Consider the following 17,964-nt stretch of genomic DNA (forward strand, 5'->3'; position numbering starts at 1 on the left):
TTGCGGCATCAGGGAAGGTCCAGATTTACTTTGCTGCTTCGGCTTCGCCGGCTGCAGCTTCAGTTGCTTCGGGAGCTTCTGCTGCCGGAGCCTCGGCTGCGGGAGCTTCTGCTGCCGGAGCCTCGGTTGCCGCTGCTTCTTCGGCCTTGCTGCCTTCGAGGAGCTCGCGCTCCCACTCAGCCAGCGGCTCTTCCGGAGCTTCGGTGGTGCCGGTTGCGCGCTGGTTGCGGGCGATGAGGCCCTCAGCTACGGCGTCGGCAACAACGCGGGTCAGCAGGTTGACGGAGCGGATGGCGTCGTCGTTACCCGGGATCGGGAAGTCAACTTCGTCGGGATCGCAGTTGGTGTCCAGGATGGCAACAACGGGGATGTTCAGCTTCTTGGCTTCGTCAACAGCAAGGTGTTCCTTCTTGGTGTCAACAACCCACAGAACCGAGGGAGCCTTGGTCAGGTTGCGGATACCGCCGAGGTTCGACTCAAGCTTGGTGAGTTCGCGCTTGAGGAGCAGGAGCTCCTTCTTGGTGTAAGCCGAGCCTGCGACGTCGTCGAAGTTGATCTCTTCGAGTTCCTTCATGCGCTGGATGCGCTTGGCGACAGTCTGGAAGTTGGTGAGCATGCCGCCCAACCAACGCTGGTTGACGTACGGCTGGCCGACACGGGTAGCCTGCTCGGCAATTGCTTCCTGAGCCTGCTTCTTGGTGCCGACGAACAGGACGGTGCCGCCGTGGGCGACAGTAGCCTTGACGAACTCGTAGGCGCGGTCGATGTAGGACAGCGACTGCTGGAGGTCAATGATGTAGATGCCGTTGCGCTCCGTGAAGATGAAGCGCTTCATCTTCGGGTTCCAACGACGGGTCTGGTGTCCAAAGTGGACGCCGCTGTCAAGCAGCTGGCGCATAGTTACGACGGGCATGCCGACGCTCCTTCCGGCAGGTCATTCATGAGAGAGCCCAGGGGGCTGCTCTTACCCTGCCAATAGTTGACGGTTGTTTAGCCTCTGCCCGGATGGGCGCGGCTCCTGGCATCCATTGCACCTCTCATCCGGTGTAAGCCAAAGGCTTGTCCGGACCGCAAGAGGCACAATCCTCCGCAGCCTGAAGCCACGTGGCTTCGCTGGTGGAGGGCTGGATACGCGTAGTCAGCCTGGGACCCACACATATCTGAATGAGACATGTTCCTGAACAAGCTTGAGGGCACAGCAAACTGCTCCACCTAGTGTACTACAGCGGCCCCACCTGTTTGACCGCGATCGCAGCCCGTTGTCCACATACGAAAGACCGGGGATCGACCCGCCGCGTGCTCCCCGGAAGGCTTGTTTCATGACCCTTGCAAAGTCCTTAGTGACCCTGCTGGCTACCGTGGCGTTGGCTGCGGGCGGAGTCGGCGCATCCGTGCCGGCTGCGCCGACTCCGGCCTCCGCCCGGTGGAGCTGGCCGCTCTCCCCCAAACCTGACGTGCTTCGGATCTTCGATCCTCCGGACAAACCGTGGCTGAGCGGCCATCGGGGCGTGGATGTCGGACCAGCGTCCGACGGCGGAAAGGTCACCGCGCCGTCGGACGGCGTGGTGACCTTTGCCGGCGTCGTGGTGGATCGGCCGGTACTGACCATCGATCACGGCGATGGCCTCAAAAGCAGCTTCGAACCCGTGACCAGCGAACTCAAAGCCGGCGACGTTGTCCGCAAGGGCCAGGTCATAGGGACCCTGCAACCCGGACATTGCGGCGTCAGTACCTGCCTGCATTGGGGTGTTCGCCGGGGCGAGGACTATCTCAACCCACTGGGCTTCGTGGCGGATCTGCGCCCATCCATCCTGCTCCCGCTCTACTGAGTCCCCAGCCAGCCGGGACACCACCCCGGTCAGCGGACTGTTTAGACGATGGCCGAGACGCCCGTGATGGCCCGGCCGGTGACCAGCGTGTTGATCTCATGCGTGCCCTCGTAGGAGTAAATGGCCTCGGCATCGGAGAAGATCTTGGCCATCCCATAGTCCGTGACGATCCCATTGCCACCCAGGATGCTGCGGCCCAATGCGACGCTTTCGCGCATGCGTGCGGTGGTGAAGGCCTTGGCCAAGGCTGACTGCTCATCCTTGGCGACTCCTGCGTCTTCGAGCTGGGCCAGACGGACCATCATGCCCATGGAAGCAACGGTATTCCCGAGGATCTGGACCAGCTGGTTCTGCACCAACTGGAACGCGGCCAGCGGCCGTCCGAACTGCTGACGCTCCACGGCGTAGCTGCGGGCGACGTCGAATGCTGCCATCTGAAGCCCCACTGCCTGCCACGCTACGGCCAAGCGCGTCACCTTGAGAACCTTGTTGGTATCGCGGAAGCTGTTGCCATTGGCAAGCTTGAAGAAGTCCGGCACCACCACGTTATCCAGAACGATGTCGGCGTTCTGGACCGTACGCAGGGAGATCTTGTTCTCGATCTTGCTGGCAGAGAAGCCGGGCAGCGTGGTGTCCACCAGGAACGCCTTCACCTGATTGTCGGCCACATCCTTGGCGTAGATGACCACCCAGTCGGAGAACGTGGCATTGCCAATCCAGCGCTTGGCTCCATTGAGGATCCACGTGTCGCCGTCGCGTTTAGCCGTGGTCCGGGTGCCCCCGGCAACATCAGATCCGCCCAACGGTTCGGTGAGGCCGAAAGCTCCGATCTTCTTCAGCGAATAGATGTCCGGGAGCCAGGCATCCTTCTGCTCCTGGGAAGCGAGGGCTTCAATGGAGCCGGTGAACAAGCCGTCGTGGACACCCATGAAGGTGGCAATGGAAGCATCCGCGCGGGTCACCTCCGCATGGAGCATGCCGGCAAACAGGTTCGAGTACCCCTGGCGACGGACGGGACTGACAAGGTCCAGTTCGCCGAGCTTGGGAATGAGGTCCATGGGGAACTCGCCACGGTTCCAGCAGTCCACAGCAATGGGCCTGACCTCGCGGGCAAGGAATTCGCGGACCTCGGCCAGGCGATCCTGCTCTTTGCCTGTGAGCATCTGCTCAAAGGCATAGAAGTCGCCGTCGGCATACGGAAGGTTGGTGGCGTCGAATGCAGCGTTGGACATGTTCGCTCCTTCAAGGGTGGTCACCTGCGACCAAGACTAAGTTACTGCTGAGTAACTTACCGCACCCAAGGGGGAACGCAAAAGAGCTGTGGCCGACAATCATTGATTGTCGGCCACAGCTCCTGGGTGAAATGTAGGGCTACTCGGACTTGAACCGAGGACCTTAGGATTATGAGTCCCGCGCTCTAACCAGCTGAGCTATAGCCCCGTGACGCCCGGAAGGGCCCACCGCAAAGCAGCAGTTCCGGGCAAAGCACTCCAGCAATTCTAATAGGTGCCGGGGAGTGCTTTTGTCACACCACCATGTCCTCGTAGGAAGCCCCGCGGTAGAGTTCCTCGAACGTCTGGAGCGTGCCGTTGATGCTGTGGGGCTCCACCATCTCGCGGCTCAGCTTACCCATGGCTTCAAGCTCATGCTTGGGAAGCTCCACCAGCTGAGTGATTTTGGCCGCCAGTTCATCGCTGTTGTTCGGCGTGAAGAGATAGCCGTTCTCACCATCGCGGACCAGATGCGGCAGGGCCATGGCATTGGCCAGCAGCACCGGAGTGGAAGCAGACATGGCTTCCAGGGTCACCAGTGACTGGAGTTCGGCTGTCCCGGGCATGCAGAAAATATCGGCCTTGATGTAAGCCTCGCGCAGGTCTTCATCGCTCGCGAGCCCGAGGAACCTCACCCTGTCCCCCAGTCCCAGCTTGGCGACCTGGGCTTCAAGGGCAGGACGAACTTCGCCGCCGCCCACGATTTCCAGGTTCACGTTCAGTGCACGTGGGGTCTTGGCCACGGCATCAATCAGCACGTCAATGTGCTTCTCCTCTGCAAGCCTTCCCACAAAAAGAACCGTGGGGTTGGCGTGCGGCTCCATGACCTCACCGGGCTGCAGCTCATAGGCGGAGGAGTCGATGCCGTTGGAAAGGGGCAGGACCTTCCGCAGGAAAGCATGCTGATGCATGGCCTTGGCAGCGAGCGGCGTGGGCGTGGTGACCACATCGGCCTGGCTCATCACCTTGCCCATGTCCTTCCAGGAGATGCGGCCAACGATGTCCTTGAACCACTGCGGGAACGGCAGGAAGGGATTCAGGTTTTCCGGCATGAAGTGGTTGGTGGCAACAACCCGGATGCCACGCTTCACGGCCTCGTAAAGAACGTGCTCACCAATCATGTAGTGGCTCTGGATGTGGACGACGTCCGGCTGTACTTTGTCGAAAAGAAGGCTGATTTCCTTCTTGATCTCCCACGGGAAGCAAATGCGGAAGTACTCATGGGTGAAAACGCCATGGGAACGGAGCCGGTGAACAGTGGCTTCGTCACGGAACTCCGTGAAGCTCTTGCCCGTGTCCGGACGGCAGGCCAACACGTGGACGTTGTGCCCTCGTGCCGTCATTCCTTTGGCCAGGCGGTAGCCAAACTGTGCGGCACCGTTGACATGCGGCGGGTAGGTATCCGCAGCAATCAGAAGAGTGAGGGGCTTGTTGGTGTCGGGAATGGTCACGTGGAGAACTCCTGATGTTCACGGTGCGGACAGCACTGCCTGTGGCAATACTGCGGTGTCGCCGGGTTGCCGGTCCGCGTGCAGCGGCGGCGCAAGGTACAGCTATGCCCTAGGCCTTTTTGGCGGCAGCCGCCTTTGCGTCCTTCTTGCGTTTGGTGACTTCCGGATGGTGCCGGCTCAGGGCAATAACCCCCACGATAGCAAGCGTAGCGGCCACAGCCATGGCGATGGCCATCACGGCGTGGACATCGGGACGAAGCTCACCAAGGATCACAATGCCGATGGCGATGCCCACCATGGGGTCGATAACGGTCAGTCCGGCGATGACCAGGTCCGGTGGGCCACCGGAGTAGGCACTCTGCACGAACCAGGATCCCAATCCCCCCGCTGCCACGATCGCTATCAGGGTGTACCACTGGACGTTAAGCAGGAACAAACCGTTGGGATCCAGCAGGTGCTTGCCGATAATGCGGGTCAGGACGGCAACAAAACCGAACAGGACACCAGCCCCCAGGATGTAGACGAAGGCACTCATCCGGTGTTTGAAAAGGACCGCCAAAGTCCCGAAGATCCCCACAGCCAGAGCCAGAAGGAGAACAATGGTCAGCTCGTCCTCGCCGGTGACGTGATGGTTCTCCTGCGTGACGAAGACGGCCAGCAACACGAACAATGCCGACCCCGTGACACATGCGCTGATGGCCACAACAGTTGCACGGTTGATGCTCAGACCCTGGTCTTTGGCATTGACCACCGTGGTGATCACCAGCGCAATGGCACCAATGGGCTGCACCACGGTGAGCGGTGCAGATACCAGGGCGATGGCGTTCATCCCCATCCCGAGGGTAAGGAAGAGCAGCCCGAGCATCCAACGGGGATTCCGCAGCAGCCTCAGGAAACCGTTGGAGCTCAGCGCCAGGCCGCCGGTATCGGCTTTAACTGCGCTGCCCTGCCGTTGGGCGCCTATGGCGAGGAAGAAGGCACCAAGTACCGCAAGGAAAACCGCCAACCAGACCATCAGTCGTGTCCGCCGTCGTCGTTTTTCAGTTCTTTTCCCTTACGCAAGATGGCCCAGAAATAGTTGTACGCCGCAATCCAGTGTCCCAGCAGCCCGAAGCCCAGGAACGTCCACGCTGCAACGAAGTAGACCTCAGTGAACGGGATGGGCAATTTGGAGAGGACAAGCAACGGAGTGCCGAGCAGCAACAGCGCTGTGCGGATTTTCCCAATGACGCTCACTGGAAGGTCCGGGTGGCTGCGGAAGTAGATCAGGGAAGCAATGGCCAGGATCGCGTCCGGAACCAACAGCGCGGCCAGGTACCACCACTGCACGACGCCGGCAATCGCCAAAGTGAAGGCAACGGCCAGCAGCGCGGCCCGATCGGCCATGGGATCCAGGATGCGGCCCAGCTTGGAGGTCTGGTCGAAGCGCCTGGCGATGTAGCCATCAACCCAGTCGGTGCTGCCCATGATCACAAGCACCAGGACCGCAAAGCCGTACTCCTGCTCCGACAAAACGAGCCACACGAACAGCGGGACCCCCATGAAGCGGAGGACCGTGAGGATGTTGGGGACAGTGAAGATGAGGTCGTGGTCAACCTGCGGCCGGTCAGGGTTCGAACCAGCACCGATCAATTTCACGTCTGTCCCCCTTCCTCGTTGTCAGTGTTTGGCGTTGCGGATATCTGCCTACTTTTTCAGCAGCTTCCGCAGGGCAACAACGAAGACCACTGCAGCAGTGGCAAACGCGGCGAGGTCCTTCCACCGGGCCGCGAGCCGCTCGGTGAGGCTTTCGGGGACGGAGTCTCCGAGGTCGGCAAGCTTCGCCGCAGCGAACTCCTTGCCCTCTTGGAATTTTCCGCCGGCGCTGTTTAGCAGGGCCTGCCCCTGCTTTTTGACGTCCAACTGCTCGCCGAGCTCGTCGCGGACCCCCGTCAGGTGTTCGCGGCGCTTCTTCAGGCGCGAGCGAAGCTCCGCTTCCGTGGGTGCCTTGACGGCGTCCGCTTCCTTGGCCGCTTCCTTCGCAGCCTTCTCTGCTTTGGCCTTCTCCGCTGCAGCTTCCTTCTCGGCCTTGGCCGCCTTGGCAGCGGGCGAGTTGGGATCGAGGATGGACTCATCGAAGGCTGAGCCCTCTTTGGCAATTCCAAGATCGTGCTTGATGCCCCGGATGGTGTCCTCGGGTACCAGGGGCATGGCCTTCTTGAACTTGGCGATTCCAATCAGGGATGAAATGGCCACAATAATCAAGAAGAACGCTGCGACGATCAGCGCTGCGAGCCATCCCGGCATGATGGTTGCCAGCCCCAGAATGGCGGCGACAACGAGGGCGATCACCAACAGCGAAAGGAAGACAAGGGCCACGCCAAAGAAGGCGCCGGCTATTCCAACCTGGGTAGCCTTGCGTTTGAGTTCCACCTTTGCCAAGGCAATTTCGTCGTTGATTTGCCGTGGGGCCAACCGTGCAACGAGCTTGAGGGTCTTCGGCAAAGTACGAATGGCAGGTCCTTGACTGGTCCGGCCGGTGTGACGTCCACTCATGGGTTCCGCCTAACTGCTTTCCTCTGGGCATCGTGTGGGGCGAACGCGGACTGAAATCTCTCACCGCGGACACCTGTCCTCAAAGCTATCATTCAGGTTCCTGCTGAACTTTCGGGACCACACTGCGGCGCGCCTGTCATACGCCCAATAAATATGATCCGGGCCATAGGATAGATGATCGTGACCTCTCCCATTGCTCCGGGCGACTCCCTGAGCCGACGCGAAAAACTTGTCTACATTCTCCTGCTGGGTGCGCTGACTGCGCTGGGTCCCTTCACGATCGACCTCTACCTCCCGGCGTTCCCGGCGCTGGAGGAGAGTTTCGACGTTTCGGCTGCGGCCATCCAACTCACCCTGACGGGAACCACCGTAGGCTTCGGGCTAGGCCAACTGGTGGTGGGTCCCTTCAGCGATAAAGTAGGGCGCCGGCTCCCCCTGATCCTTGCCACCGCCGTCCACATCGGTTCCTCGCTCGGGGCAGCGCTGGCAACAGACATCGGAATGCTGTCCCTGTTCCGTGTCCTCATGGGCATCGGCGCCGCAGGCGGCGGCGTAGTGGCCATGGCCATGGTCAGGGACCTTTTCCACGGCTATTCCATGGTCCGCATGTTTTCGAGGATGTCACTGGTCAACGGCCTGGCTCCTATCCTTGCCCCTGTTATCGGATCGCAGTTGCTGCTGGTCTTCCCGTGGCCCGGTATTTTCTACTTCCTTGCTATCTACGGCCTGCTGGTGATCACGGCGTCCATCTTCTTCATCCGGGAAACACTCCCTGCTGAACAGCGGGGGAAGTCCGCTGTCACGGTCCGGCAACGGTACAAGACCGTACTCACTGACCGGATTTTTGTGGGGATGGTGTTGGTGGGAAGCCTGAACTTCGGTGGCTTGTTCGCCTACCTGTCCGCGTCCACCTTCCTGTTCCAGAATGTGTACGGGTTTTCGCCCCAGGAATACGGGCTCCTTTTCGGCGTCAATTCCCTGGGTATTGTGGCCGGCGTTCAGATCAGTTCCCGGCTGATCAGGCGGGTGGCACCGCAATGGATTGTGGCCGGAGCCACGCTCTTCATGCTCCTCATGGCCTCAGTGATCGTTGTCCTAGACCTGTTCCACATGGGCTTGTGGGGCATCCTCATTCCGTTGTGGTTCTACATCTGCGCCACCGGCTTCATGTTCCCCTGCGTCCAGGTCCTGTCCCTCGCCAATCACGGAGCCCAGGCCGGCACGGCAGCGTCCCTCCTGGGGGCATCCCAGTTCATGATGGCCGGAATTGTCCCGCCGGTAGTGGGTTGGCTGGGCGTCAGTTCCGCTGTTCCCATGGGCTCCGTCATGGCCGTGTGCATCACCGGTGCCATCGCCGCACTCTGGCTGGTGGTCCGGCCCCGCACCGTTCCCTCCATCCATTAGGAAGCCACCCGTAGGCTGACACCATGACCAAGAAACCGCACCGCAACGGCAGGGGCCTCTTCCTCGGCGCCCTGCTTGGCGCCACTGCCGGCGCGCTCATCGGCCGCGCCGCGGGAAGTGCCCTGTTCGGCGCGATTCTCGGTGCCGTGATTGGCGCCGCCGTCCTTTACCGGGTGAACCCCGGCCCCTGGAAACGGGACTAGGCCCACGGCACCAAACGCGACCCGCCGCCGTCGGGACCCTCCAGCCTCTCCCCTTACAGCGTCCCGCAAGGCAGAATGGTGGCCAGCCGGGCTAACCGGTGCCGGACCGGTGAAGGGGACATCACATGAGCGCGGCTGGTGGATTGCGGGGCGGTGTCCGCGGATTGGCGACGGTTCGCCGGCTCCCCCTGACGCTGGGCCTGGCAGCACTGCTGTTGATCCTGGGGGTTGCGACAGGAAGCCTGTTGAATGGACCCAGCGAGGCGTTGCTGGACCAAGTGGGGCTGGGATTGGCAGTGGAGCCAGGGCCTTGGTGGTCAATCTTCACGTCGGCGTTCTTTGCTTCTTCCCTGTTGGACTACCTCGCCTGCACGGCCGCGATCCTGGTGGGAGTGGGAATCGCCGAGCGTGTCATGGGCCCATGGCTGGCGCTTGCAGCGTTCGTGGCGGGCTCGGCCCTCAGCGCCCTGGTTCTGGTGGCGCTGGTTGCGTTCGGAACCGATGCCAGCGATCAGTGGCTCAGCTTCCTGGGCGGCGAATACGTTGTTGGCGCCTACGGCGGCGCTGCGGCCGCGCTGGGATGCGCGACGGCGGCACTGGACGCCCTCTGGCGTCGTCGGCTGAGGACTTGGCTGCTGGCCGCGACGCTGATGTTTGCCCTGTTTGTGGGAGTGGCCCAAACCCTTCAGGCGCTGGCCGGAGCCGTGATCGGCATCCTGGCGGGCTGGGCCGTCCAGTCCCTGGTGCTCCGCCGCAGGGCAGGATCACTGCACTCATCGACCCTCCGTGAAACCCGCTTTCTGGTCGGCACTGTGGTGGGTGTCTTCGCAGTGGGCCCTTTGCTCACACAACTCACCGGCACGTGGGAAATAGGCCCCCTCTCCGTGGTCTCGGACGTCATGCTCCAAGCCAGCCCGGACGCCGATGAAGTCAAGGAGGCCTGCAACAACGACACCAACTGCGTCACGTTGCAGGGCATCGTGGGCGTCCAAAGCTTCGGCGCAGCAATCCTGACACTGATTCCGGTCCTCCTGCTGCTTGTTTGCGCCGAGGGACTCCGCCGCGGCCGCCGGCTCGCCTACCGCCTGACACTGGTGATCCAGGCGTACCTCGCAGCAGTGACGATCCTGTCCATCGTCCAATACATCACTGATCCGGACGTCTCTCTGGGCGATGACGATTTCGGCTACCTCCTGCTCTATGCGGTTCCGGCTGTCCTCGCGCCGGTGATCATCGTGGCATTGCTGTTGGCCAACCGCCACAAGTTCCGGGTGGAATCCAGCGACGCCGGATACAGGGTCCTGGGCAGGACCTCACTGATCCTGGCTGTCGCTGCAATAGTTCTCTATGTGGCGTTCTGGTTCGTCGAAGGCAATCCGGGACGTTCCACTCTGTGGGACCTTGCGGGGCAGCTGACCCACATCCTGGTCCCCTTCCCTGTTCCGTTCGTGGTGGCCCTCCCCCAAGGCCTGCTGAGCACCGTGGTGTACGGACTGGGCGGGGACATCATCTGGCTCTGCATCCTGGTGCTGGTCCTTAACAATTTCCGGCGGTTCAGGATGCTTGCCATGGATCCGGAGGCTGATCTGGGCCACACCCGCGAGTTGCTCCATGACGGCGGCGGCACGCTGTCCTGGATGGCCTTGTGGGACCACAACCAGTACTGGTTCACGCCGGACCGAAAGGCCGGCGTTGCGTATCAGGTGCACAACGGCGTGGCTTTGACGGTTGCGGGTCCCTTCGGGGCTGAAGAGCACCACGCGGACGCAGCCGCGGGGTTCCTGAAGCACTGCGCCGGCCTGGGACTCACCCCGTGCTTCTACTCAGCCACCGCAGAACTGGACGGCCCGCTCCTCCCCCGTGGGTTCCGCAAGCTTGAAGTGGCGGAAGAGACCCTTCTCAACGTCCAGGCCATGACCTTCAAGGGCAAGGAATGGCAGAACGTGCGCACCGCCCTGAACCGCGCAGAGAAGTTGTCCATCAAGGACCACTGGTATCCCTACCAGGGGATGCCGCCGGGCGTCAGGGCTCAACTGGCAGAGATCTCCGAAGAGTGGGTCGCGGACAAAGCCCTGCCCGAAATGGGTTTCACCCTGGGAGGCCTGAATGAGCTGAAAGATCCCGAAGTCCTCTGCTGCGTGGCCCTGGACGATCAGGGCTTGGTCCATGGAGTCACCAGTTGGTTGCCCGTGTTCCGCAACGGCGTCATTTCGGGATGGACCTTGGACTTCATGCGGCGGCGGACCAGCGGCTTCAAGGGAGTCATGGAGTTCCTTATCGCCTCGGCCGTAACCCACTTCAAGGAAGACGTACCCCAGATCTCCCTGTCCGGCTCACCTCTGGCCAATACCGGGGCTGACACCGCGGAGGGTGACCGGCGCTCCCTGGACCGTGTCCTGGCGCTGCTCGGCAATGCTCTGGAGCCCATGTACGGCTTCAAGTCCCTGGCCGCCTTCAAGTCGCGGTTCCAGCCGGAGCACCGCACCCTATACATGTATTACCAGGACCCCTTGGCGTTGCCATCCATTGGTATCGCTGTTGGTTCCGCCTACCTGCCGGGCCTCTCCCCCGCGCAAAGCGCAGGCCTCCTGCGCCAAATGGTTGCCAGGGAACCCGCAGCATGAGAAGCACTCGGAGTTCCTAACCATGGACGACCTCCTGAAACTTGAGATCAGCGGCCCAGTGGTCATGACCATTGCCGGGGCAACCGGCGTCGTGTTCTTCCTGGTTCTTTTCCTCAGGCCGTCAGCCCGGTGGGCGCTGACCGCGATCATTGCCATTGTGGCCGCTGCGCTGCTGGGGTGGCTGACTGTGTGGATCATCGAGGACGTCATGGACGTCTTCCATGTTGGCCTGACTCCGCGCGTGTGGTTCTGGGCCATCGCCTGCTTCGGCGCGCTGGGACTGTCCGTGGTCAGCTTCCGCCACAGCCGTGCGTGGCGGAAAGTGGTGGCTGCAGTCTCCATCCCCGTCTTTGTCCTCGTCGCGGGGCTGGGCATCAACACCGAGTTCGGGCTGAACAAGACCCTGGGCTCGGCCCTGGGAATTTCCACTGAGGGTGCCATCCAGTTGAACAAGCCCAACCCGGACGCCTCCATACCGGCAGGACCCCTCTGGCAGAGCTGGAAACCCCCGGCCACCATGCCCTCCAAAGGCAAGGTGGGCACCCAGGTGATACCGGCAACGGCTTCCGGATTCGACGCCAGGCCGGCCGGCATCTACCTGCCTCCCGCAGCCCTGACGGACAATCCTCCCCGGCTTCCCTTGTTCGTCCTGATGATGGGCCAACCCGGCCTACCCGACCCCCAGTACGTCTCGGCAGCACTGGATGAATTCGCGGCGAAGAACAACGGCCTGGCGCCGATTGCGATCGTGGCTGACCAGATCGGCCCGGATGAGAACGACAACCTCTGTTTGGACACCGCCAAGTACGGCAACGTAGAAAAGTACATCAATGAGGACGTAGTGAACTGGGCCAAAGCCAACCTCACCATCCTCCCGGACCGGGAGCATTGGACCATCGCCGGTTACTCCAATGGCGGCCAGTGCGCCATCTCCTTCGCCGTCAAGTACCCGAAAATGTGGGGCAACGTGGTGGACATCTCCGGCGAAGAGTTCCCGGGAGCCGAAGACCCCGCCGGGAACCTCGCAACCATCTTCGGCGGCAACCAGGCCGACTACGACGCCCAGAAGCCCATCAACATCATGAAGGGCAAGCAGTTCCCTGATACGACAGCCGTTTTCACTGTCGGCTCCGACGACGTAACGTATGTGGCCGCCGCGAAAGCTGTCTCCGCCGCGGCACAGGCGGCAGGAATGACGGTGACCTATTACGAGGTCCCCAACGGCGGCCACGTGGGACTGGCCCTCAACGCGGGCCTGACCAAAGGTTTCGAGGTGCTTTACCCCCGGCTGGGGCTCTCCCGCTAGGACTCCCCTGTTGTAGGCACCGAACCGGCGATAAAGTTGGGGTGTGCCACATTGGCAAGAGCTGCAGCCGCTTCCGGCACCGTGGCAGCGTCGGGATGAACGCATCCTGCCGCTGTGGTGGGACCGCCTGTGCTCGGTGACCAGCCCCCAGTCGGCTGCCCTCTACGCCGCAGGCCTGTTCACGGACGACCGCCGCCGACCCATCGCCCAGTGGTACAACCCCGAGGCAGACGCCGCCCTGCTGGTTGCGCCGGAGACCTCCCCTGAGTGGCCGGTCCAGAGATTCGGAATCTTCTATGCCCCGCCCGGTGGCGGCTTCACCCGCGTCTATTCAGCCCCGCACGAGTGGCATCCCCGCGAACCCAGGACCCCGCCCACTGAGCAGGATTCGTTCCTGGCAGCTGTGGCCGAGGCCGCCCGGTTCCTGCAGGTGGAGATGGATTTCGTGTAAGAAAAAGTGAACCCCGCACCGGCGTGAAGCTGGTGCGGGGTCCTGATGCTCCTCCGACTGGACTTGAACCAGTAACCCTTCGATTAACAGTCGAATGCTCTGCCAATTGAGCTACGGAGGAATGAAGCGGTTATGACTTTAGCAAAGGTTCTACCGGAATGCGAAATCGACTCCGGATACCCCTCGGGGGTATAAAAATACCCCCGCTCCGAAAGCTCGGAACGGGGGTATTGTGCGCTCCTCCGACTGGACTTGAACCAGTAACCCTTCGATTAACAGTCGAATGCTCTGCCAATTGAGCTACGGAGGAATGAAGCGGTTACTAGCTTAACAGGGGCCCGCCGGAAAACGAAATCGAGGTTCTCAGCCGTCCGATCGCAAGGATCGGCGCTCCATTTCCAGCACCATCAACTCGCGGTTCAGCCGCTGGAATTCTTCCGGATTGGCTCCTGCGTCCAGGCGTTGAAGCTGGCCCATCTTGTCTGCCTTGATACGGGTGATCTGCAGCTCGAAGAGGCGGGCCAGGATGTCGCGGCAGTACCGCTGCATGGCCTCCGGCGTACTGGCGGGCAAGGGTGTCACTGCCAACTCGGACACCAAGGGCCGCAAAGGTTCGGGAACTTCCTGGCGTACCTGCTCCACCCACGCCACAGGATCAGCCGCGTGGGCAAGTCCGGCAGCCCGCACGGCCGTATGGACCGCCGCATACGCAGGGGTGGCAAAGTGCGAGGCCTCGAAACGCTCCCATGCTCCCCCGCCCAACACCCCCGGCTCCTGGAGGACGACTTCCAGCGCCTGGCGTTCCATACCGGCAATGGGGTCCCTGGGATCGGGCCGTTGAAAGACAGGACTGCTCGACGGCGGGGCTGCCGCGGCCGATTGCCCGCCTGGGCCGGCCGGAGCTGAGGCACTGCCGCCGGATGCTGCGCGCTTGGCGGCCGCCCCGACGTAACTGCTGACTTCCTCGATGGGCATACCAAGCCAGCCGGCCAGGTTGCGCGTGTAGCCGGGCCTCGTGGCGGAATCCCTGATCTGCGCCACCACGGGGGCGGCTTCGCGCAGCGCCGCCACACGGCCTTCCACCGTGTCCAGGTTGTGCCGGCGAAGCGTGGCCCGGATGGCGAACTCAAAGAGGGGCTTCCGGGCACCGATGAGGTCGCGTACGGCGGCGTCGCCCTTGAGTTGGCGAAGATCGCAAGGATCCGCACCGGAGGGTTCCACGGCGACGTACGTCTGAGCCGTGAACCGTTGGTCTTCCTCGAAGGCCCTCAAGGCAGCCTTCTGCCCTGCGGCGTCGCCGTCGAAGGTGAAGATGACCTCTCCACCGCTGCCGTCGTCCGAAAGCAGCCGCCGGGCTACTTTGATGTGTTCGGTGCCGAACGCAGTACCGCAGGTGGCCACCGCCGTCGTGACTCCTGCGAGGTGGCAGGCCATGACGTCCGTGTACCCTTCCACCACCACCAATTGCCGTTCCTTGGCGATGTTTCGCTTGGCGATGTCGATCCCGTAGAGGACCTGTGACTTTTTGTAGAGCGTGGTTTCCGGCGTGTTCAGGTACTTGGGGCCTTGATCGTCCTCGTAGAGCTTGCGGGCGCCGAATCCAATGGTGTCTCCTGCAATGTCGCGGATGGGCCAGATGAGCCGCCCCCGGAAGCGGTCATAGATGCCCCGGTTCCCTTCGGAGAACATCCCTGTGAGTTTCAACTCAGCATCCGTGAACCCGCGTCCACGGAGGTGCTTCAGCAATGCGTCCCAGCCTTGAGGTGCATAGCCCACCCCAAAGTGTTCTGCGGCCGCACGATCGAAACCGCGGCCAAAGAGGAAGTTGCGTCCTTCGGCCGCTCCGGGGGTCAGCAATTGGGCGCGGAAGAACTCATCGGCGATCTTGTGGGCGTCCAGCAGGCGCTGGCGTTTGCCCACTTCCTCACGGCTGGGGCCGGTGCCGCCATCCTCGTAGCGCAGTTCGTAGCCGATCCTGGCTGCAAGTTTCTCAACAGCCTCGTGGAAGGAGCTGTGGTCCATTTTTTGGACAAAGGAGATGGCGTCGCCGTCCTCGCCGCAGCCAAAGCAGTGGTACCTGCCCACTTGCGGGCGAACCGTGAAGGAGGGCGAGCGTTCGTCGTGGAAGGGGCACAGGCCCTTGAAACTGCCCAGCCCAGCGCCCTTGAGGGTGACGTAACCGTCAACGACTTCCTTGATGTCCGTGCGCTGGCGTACTTCGTCGATATCTTCACGTTTGATCAGGCCAGCCACGTCACCATCCTAGTCGCTTGCCCCAAGAGTCCCCGCCGTTAACGTCAGCGGCTCCGGAGTTACCAGAGGGACGGAAGGCTGCCTACGAGGCGTTCGTAGAAGGCCAGCGCGGAGACGTCTGTCAGCGATGCAACCTGGTCGATCACTACGCGCAACCGGGCACCGTCGTCGGCGGCGTCACGCCAGTCCGCGGCGAACATCGGCTCCAGATGGCGGTCGCCGGAGGCGTTCAAAACACCCACCAGAGCGTGCAGCACTTCGCGCTGGCGTTCGTAGACGGGCTGGCGGTGGTCGGTGGAGATGACAAACGTGGTGGCCAAGCCCTTGAGCACCGCGATTTCGGTGACGGTGTCCTCGGGAACCATGAGCTCTGCGTCATAGCGGGTCAGGTTTGCCGGGCCAAAGTGGGCCCGCGTGGTTTCCATGGCGCTTTGGCAGAACCGGCCGATCAACTGGCTGGTCATATCCTTCAGGGCGGCCATCGACTTACGGCTGCCATCCGCTTCGCGGACCCAGACCTTGGTGGCTTCCAGCCGGGCCAGGGCGGCATCGATTTCAGCGGGGTCGTTGTGCGGCAGGTACCACTGTTTGGTGTAACCCACCACGCGCGCCCGATGGTCCGGGTTGTCCATCCATTTGAGCTGGAAGTGACCGGCTACGATCGCGTCCTCGACGTCGTGGACCGAGTAGGAAATGTCGTCCGCCAGGTCCATCACCTGGGCCTCGATGCAGGAGCGGTTCCCGGGGGCGCCCTCTCGCAGCCATTCAAAGACCGGAAGATCGTCCTCGTAGGCGCCGAATTTGCTGGTGCGGTGGCCATGGATGACGGGAGCGTCGACGGCGGACCACGGGTATTTGGACGCGGCGTCGAGACTCGCGCGGGTCAGGTTGAGCCCTGCCGGCCTTCCGTCCTCGGCGAGCACTTTGGGTTCGAGCCGGGTCAGCAGGCGCAGTGTCTGGGCGTTGCCTTCGAAACCGCCAATGGTGTGCGCCACTTCATTCAGCGCGGACTCGCCGTTGTGGCCGAAGGGCGGGTGGCCGAGGTCGTGGCTCAGACACGCGGTGTCCACCACGTCCGGATCGCAACCAAGGGAACGTCCCAGTTCACGACCCACCTGGGCCACTTCCAGGCTGTGGGTCAGCCTGGTTCGAACAAAGTCATCAGTGTCCGGGGCAACAACCTGCGTTTTTGCACCGAGCCTGCGCAAGGCCGAAGAGTGCAGGACCCTGGCTCGGTCCCGTTCAAAATCGGAGCGATAGTTGCTCTTGCGCGGCTCTTCAACCCACCGCGCGGAATCTGCCTCGGCGTAACCGGGGATGGCCAGCACAAAATCGTGGGCCGTCCCGTCGTGGCCAAGTATCGCTTCGGTTCCCATGGGTATCTGCCTCCTTCAAGCGCCAGGGTGTGGAGCTTCTTGAGTCAGTCTTACACGTGTGAGGCTAGCCGCCCGAAACGTCCAGCTCCGCAGCCGAGATATCCGCGCTCTGTTCAGCGTTCAGCTGACGGCTCACCAGCCAGTCCTTCGGCAGGGCCGGCTTCTTGGGCGAGCCGGCGCGGCCCCTGGGACCTTCTGAATCGACACCCGGGTAGGGCGAGTCCATGTCCAGTTCATCGAGGTATTCGCGCAGCACCTCGAGGGTGGGAACCGTAGCCAGTTTGGCGCGGAGCTCGCCGCCCACCACGTAGCCCTTGAAGTACCAGGCCATGTGCTTGCGGATTTCGCGGAGCGCCTTGTATTCGTCGTTGCCGAAGGTCTCCACCATGAGCTCGGCGTGCCGGTAAACCCCCTCAGCCACTTCGCGGAGTCCGGGGCGGTGCCGTTGGTCACTGCCTTCGAAAGCTGCCTGCAGGTCCCCGAACAACCACGGACGGCCCTGGCAACCGCGGCCAACCACCACGCCATCCACACCGGTCTCGCGCACCATGCGGACGGCGTCCTCGGCCGACCAAATGTCGCCGTTGCCCAGCACGGGGATATCCGGAAGTGCTTCGCGGAGACGGGCGATGGCAGACCAGTCGGCCTGCCCGGAGTAAAACTGGGCGGCCGTGCGTCCATGAAGGGCGACGGCGGCCACGCCTGCGTCGCGGGCGATGCGGCCGGCGTCGAGGTATGTCAGGTGGTCTTCGTCGATGCCCTTGCGCATCTTGATGGTCAGCGGGATTCCGCCCTTGGACGCTTCCTTGACCGCCGTCTGCACGATGGACGTGAACAGATCGATCTTCCACGGGAGCGCTGAGCCGCCACCGCGCCGGGTGACCTTGGGTACGGGGCAGCCGAAGTTCAGGTCGATGTGATCCGCGCGGTCTTCTTCCACGAGCATTCGAACCGCGGCACCCACCGTCACCGGATCCACACCGTAGAGCTGCACGGAACGGACTTTCTCGTCCTCATCGTGGGAAATGATGCGCAGTGATTCCGGCGTCCGTTCCACGAGGGCTCGGGAAGTGACCATCTCGGCCACGTACATGCCCCCACCGTATTCACGGCAGAGCCTGCGGAAGGCCGAGTTGGTGATGCCCGCCATGGGGGCAAGGATTACCGGGGTGTCCACGGTAATCCCGCCGAGCTTCAAGGGCGGGAGCTCGAGCTTTGGTGCGGGGGGCGTTGCTACTACAGTCACCTATCCATTGTTGCA

General features: G+C 62.5%; 15 protein-coding genes and 3 tRNA genes. 6 read left to right on the top strand and 12 right to left on the bottom strand.

Annotated elements, in window-relative coordinates; translation table 11 throughout:
- Positions 1-25 precede the first annotated feature (25 nt).
- On the bottom strand, positions 26-913 hold the full coding sequence (gene rpsB / locus ABIE35_RS19925; protein ID WP_354517608.1) for a 30S ribosomal protein S2: 888 nt from the start codon (positions 911-913) through the stop codon (positions 26-28).
- A gap of 406 nt (positions 914-1,319) precedes the next feature.
- On the opposite strand from rpsB, the gene ABIE35_RS19930 reads away from it, so the two are divergent.
- A complete protein-coding gene (locus ABIE35_RS19930; protein WP_354517609.1) occupies positions 1,320-1,829 on the top strand; it encodes a M23 family metallopeptidase in 510 nt (169 codons plus the stop codon).
- A 41-nt stretch (positions 1,830-1,870) separates the two neighbouring features.
- Here the strand turns inward: ABIE35_RS19930 and ABIE35_RS19935 are convergent, their stop codons facing one another.
- The 6 genes from ABIE35_RS19935 to ABIE35_RS19960 all read right to left on the bottom strand — a co-directional run bounded on the left by ABIE35_RS19935 (position 1,871) and on the right by ABIE35_RS19960 (position 7,086).
- The gene (locus ABIE35_RS19935) at positions 1,871-3,061 is read right to left on the bottom strand and encodes an acyl-CoA dehydrogenase family protein (protein ID WP_354517610.1); all 1,191 of its coding nucleotides are present in this window, start codon (positions 3,059-3,061) and stop codon (positions 1,871-1,873) included.
- A gap of 134 nt (positions 3,062-3,195) precedes the next feature.
- Positions 3,196-3,269 (bottom strand) — tRNA-Ile (locus ABIE35_RS19940).
- Between the two features lie 85 nt (positions 3,270-3,354).
- Entirely contained in the window at positions 3,355-4,551 is a 1,197-nt protein-coding gene (locus tag ABIE35_RS19945; protein ID WP_354517611.1) for a glycosyltransferase, read from the bottom strand.
- A 109-nt stretch (positions 4,552-4,660) separates the two neighbouring features.
- Positions 4,661-5,566 (bottom strand): DMT family transporter, encoded by a 906-nt coding sequence (locus ABIE35_RS19950; protein ID WP_354517613.1) that lies wholly within the window; start codon positions 5,564-5,566, stop codon positions 4,661-4,663.
- Complete coding sequence (locus tag ABIE35_RS19955; RefSeq protein ID WP_354517615.1) at positions 5,566-6,189, bottom strand: CDP-alcohol phosphatidyltransferase family protein; 624 nt, start codon at positions 6,187-6,189, stop codon at positions 5,566-5,568. Before ABIE35_RS19955 ends, ABIE35_RS19950 begins: the two co-directional genes overlap by 1 nt.
- A 48-nt stretch (positions 6,190-6,237) precedes the next feature.
- Complete coding sequence (locus tag ABIE35_RS19960) at positions 6,238-7,086, bottom strand: phage holin family protein (protein ID WP_354517616.1); 849 nt, start codon at positions 7,084-7,086, stop codon at positions 6,238-6,240.
- A 174-nt stretch (positions 7,087-7,260) separates the two neighbouring features.
- Between ABIE35_RS19960 and ABIE35_RS19965 the strand changes: the two genes are divergently transcribed.
- The 5 genes from ABIE35_RS19965 to ABIE35_RS19985 all read left to right on the top strand — a co-directional run bounded on the left by ABIE35_RS19965 (position 7,261) and on the right by ABIE35_RS19985 (position 13,074).
- Entirely contained in the window at positions 7,261-8,490 is a 1,230-nt protein-coding gene (locus ABIE35_RS19965) for a multidrug effflux MFS transporter (protein WP_354517617.1), read from the top strand.
- Positions 8,491-8,513: 23 nt separating this feature from the next.
- Positions 8,514-8,693, top strand: a complete 180-nt coding sequence (locus tag ABIE35_RS19970; RefSeq protein ID WP_089594322.1) for a YMGG-like glycine zipper-containing protein — start codon at positions 8,514-8,516, stop codon at positions 8,691-8,693.
- Positions 8,694-8,818: 125 nt separating this feature from the next.
- Positions 8,819-11,317, top strand: a complete 2,499-nt coding sequence (locus tag ABIE35_RS19975; protein ID WP_354517618.1) for a bifunctional lysylphosphatidylglycerol flippase/synthetase MprF — start codon at positions 8,819-8,821, stop codon at positions 11,315-11,317.
- A 22-nt stretch (positions 11,318-11,339) separates the two neighbouring features.
- Complete coding sequence (locus ABIE35_RS19980; RefSeq protein ID WP_354517619.1) at positions 11,340-12,623, top strand: alpha/beta hydrolase; 1,284 nt, start codon at positions 11,340-11,342, stop codon at positions 12,621-12,623.
- 43 nt (positions 12,624-12,666) lie between these two features.
- Positions 12,667-13,074, top strand: coding sequence for a hypothetical protein (locus ABIE35_RS19985; RefSeq protein WP_231341051.1), 408 nt, complete (start codon positions 12,667-12,669; stop codon positions 13,072-13,074).
- 48 nt (positions 13,075-13,122) lie between these two features.
- On the opposite strand, the gene ABIE35_RS19990 is transcribed toward ABIE35_RS19985, so the two are convergent.
- From ABIE35_RS19990 to dusB, 5 genes are all read right to left on the bottom strand, one after another.
- Positions 13,123-13,195: transfer RNA gene (locus ABIE35_RS19990), tRNA-Asn, on the bottom strand.
- 116 nt (positions 13,196-13,311) lie between these two features.
- A tRNA-Asn gene (locus ABIE35_RS19995) sits at positions 13,312-13,384 on the bottom strand.
- Between the two features lie 53 nt (positions 13,385-13,437).
- Positions 13,438-15,327 carry a DNA primase gene (dnaG, locus tag ABIE35_RS20000; RefSeq protein WP_354517620.1) on the bottom strand — a complete coding sequence of 630 codons (1,890 nt, stop codon included), beginning with the start codon at positions 15,325-15,327 and terminating at the stop codon, positions 13,438-13,440.
- Between the two features lie 59 nt (positions 15,328-15,386).
- Complete coding sequence (locus ABIE35_RS20005) at positions 15,387-16,703, bottom strand: deoxyguanosinetriphosphate triphosphohydrolase (RefSeq protein ID WP_354517621.1); 1,317 nt, start codon at positions 16,701-16,703, stop codon at positions 15,387-15,389.
- A 64-nt stretch (positions 16,704-16,767) separates the two neighbouring features.
- On the bottom strand, positions 16,768-17,949 hold the full coding sequence (gene dusB, locus ABIE35_RS20010) for a tRNA dihydrouridine synthase DusB (protein WP_014921229.1): 1,182 nt from the start codon (positions 17,947-17,949) through the stop codon (positions 16,768-16,770).
- Positions 17,950-17,964 lie beyond the last annotated feature (15 nt).

The organism is Paenarthrobacter sp. 4246 (genome assembly GCF_040546855.1).
Lineage (GTDB): Bacteria > Actinomycetota > Actinomycetes > Actinomycetales > Micrococcaceae > Arthrobacter.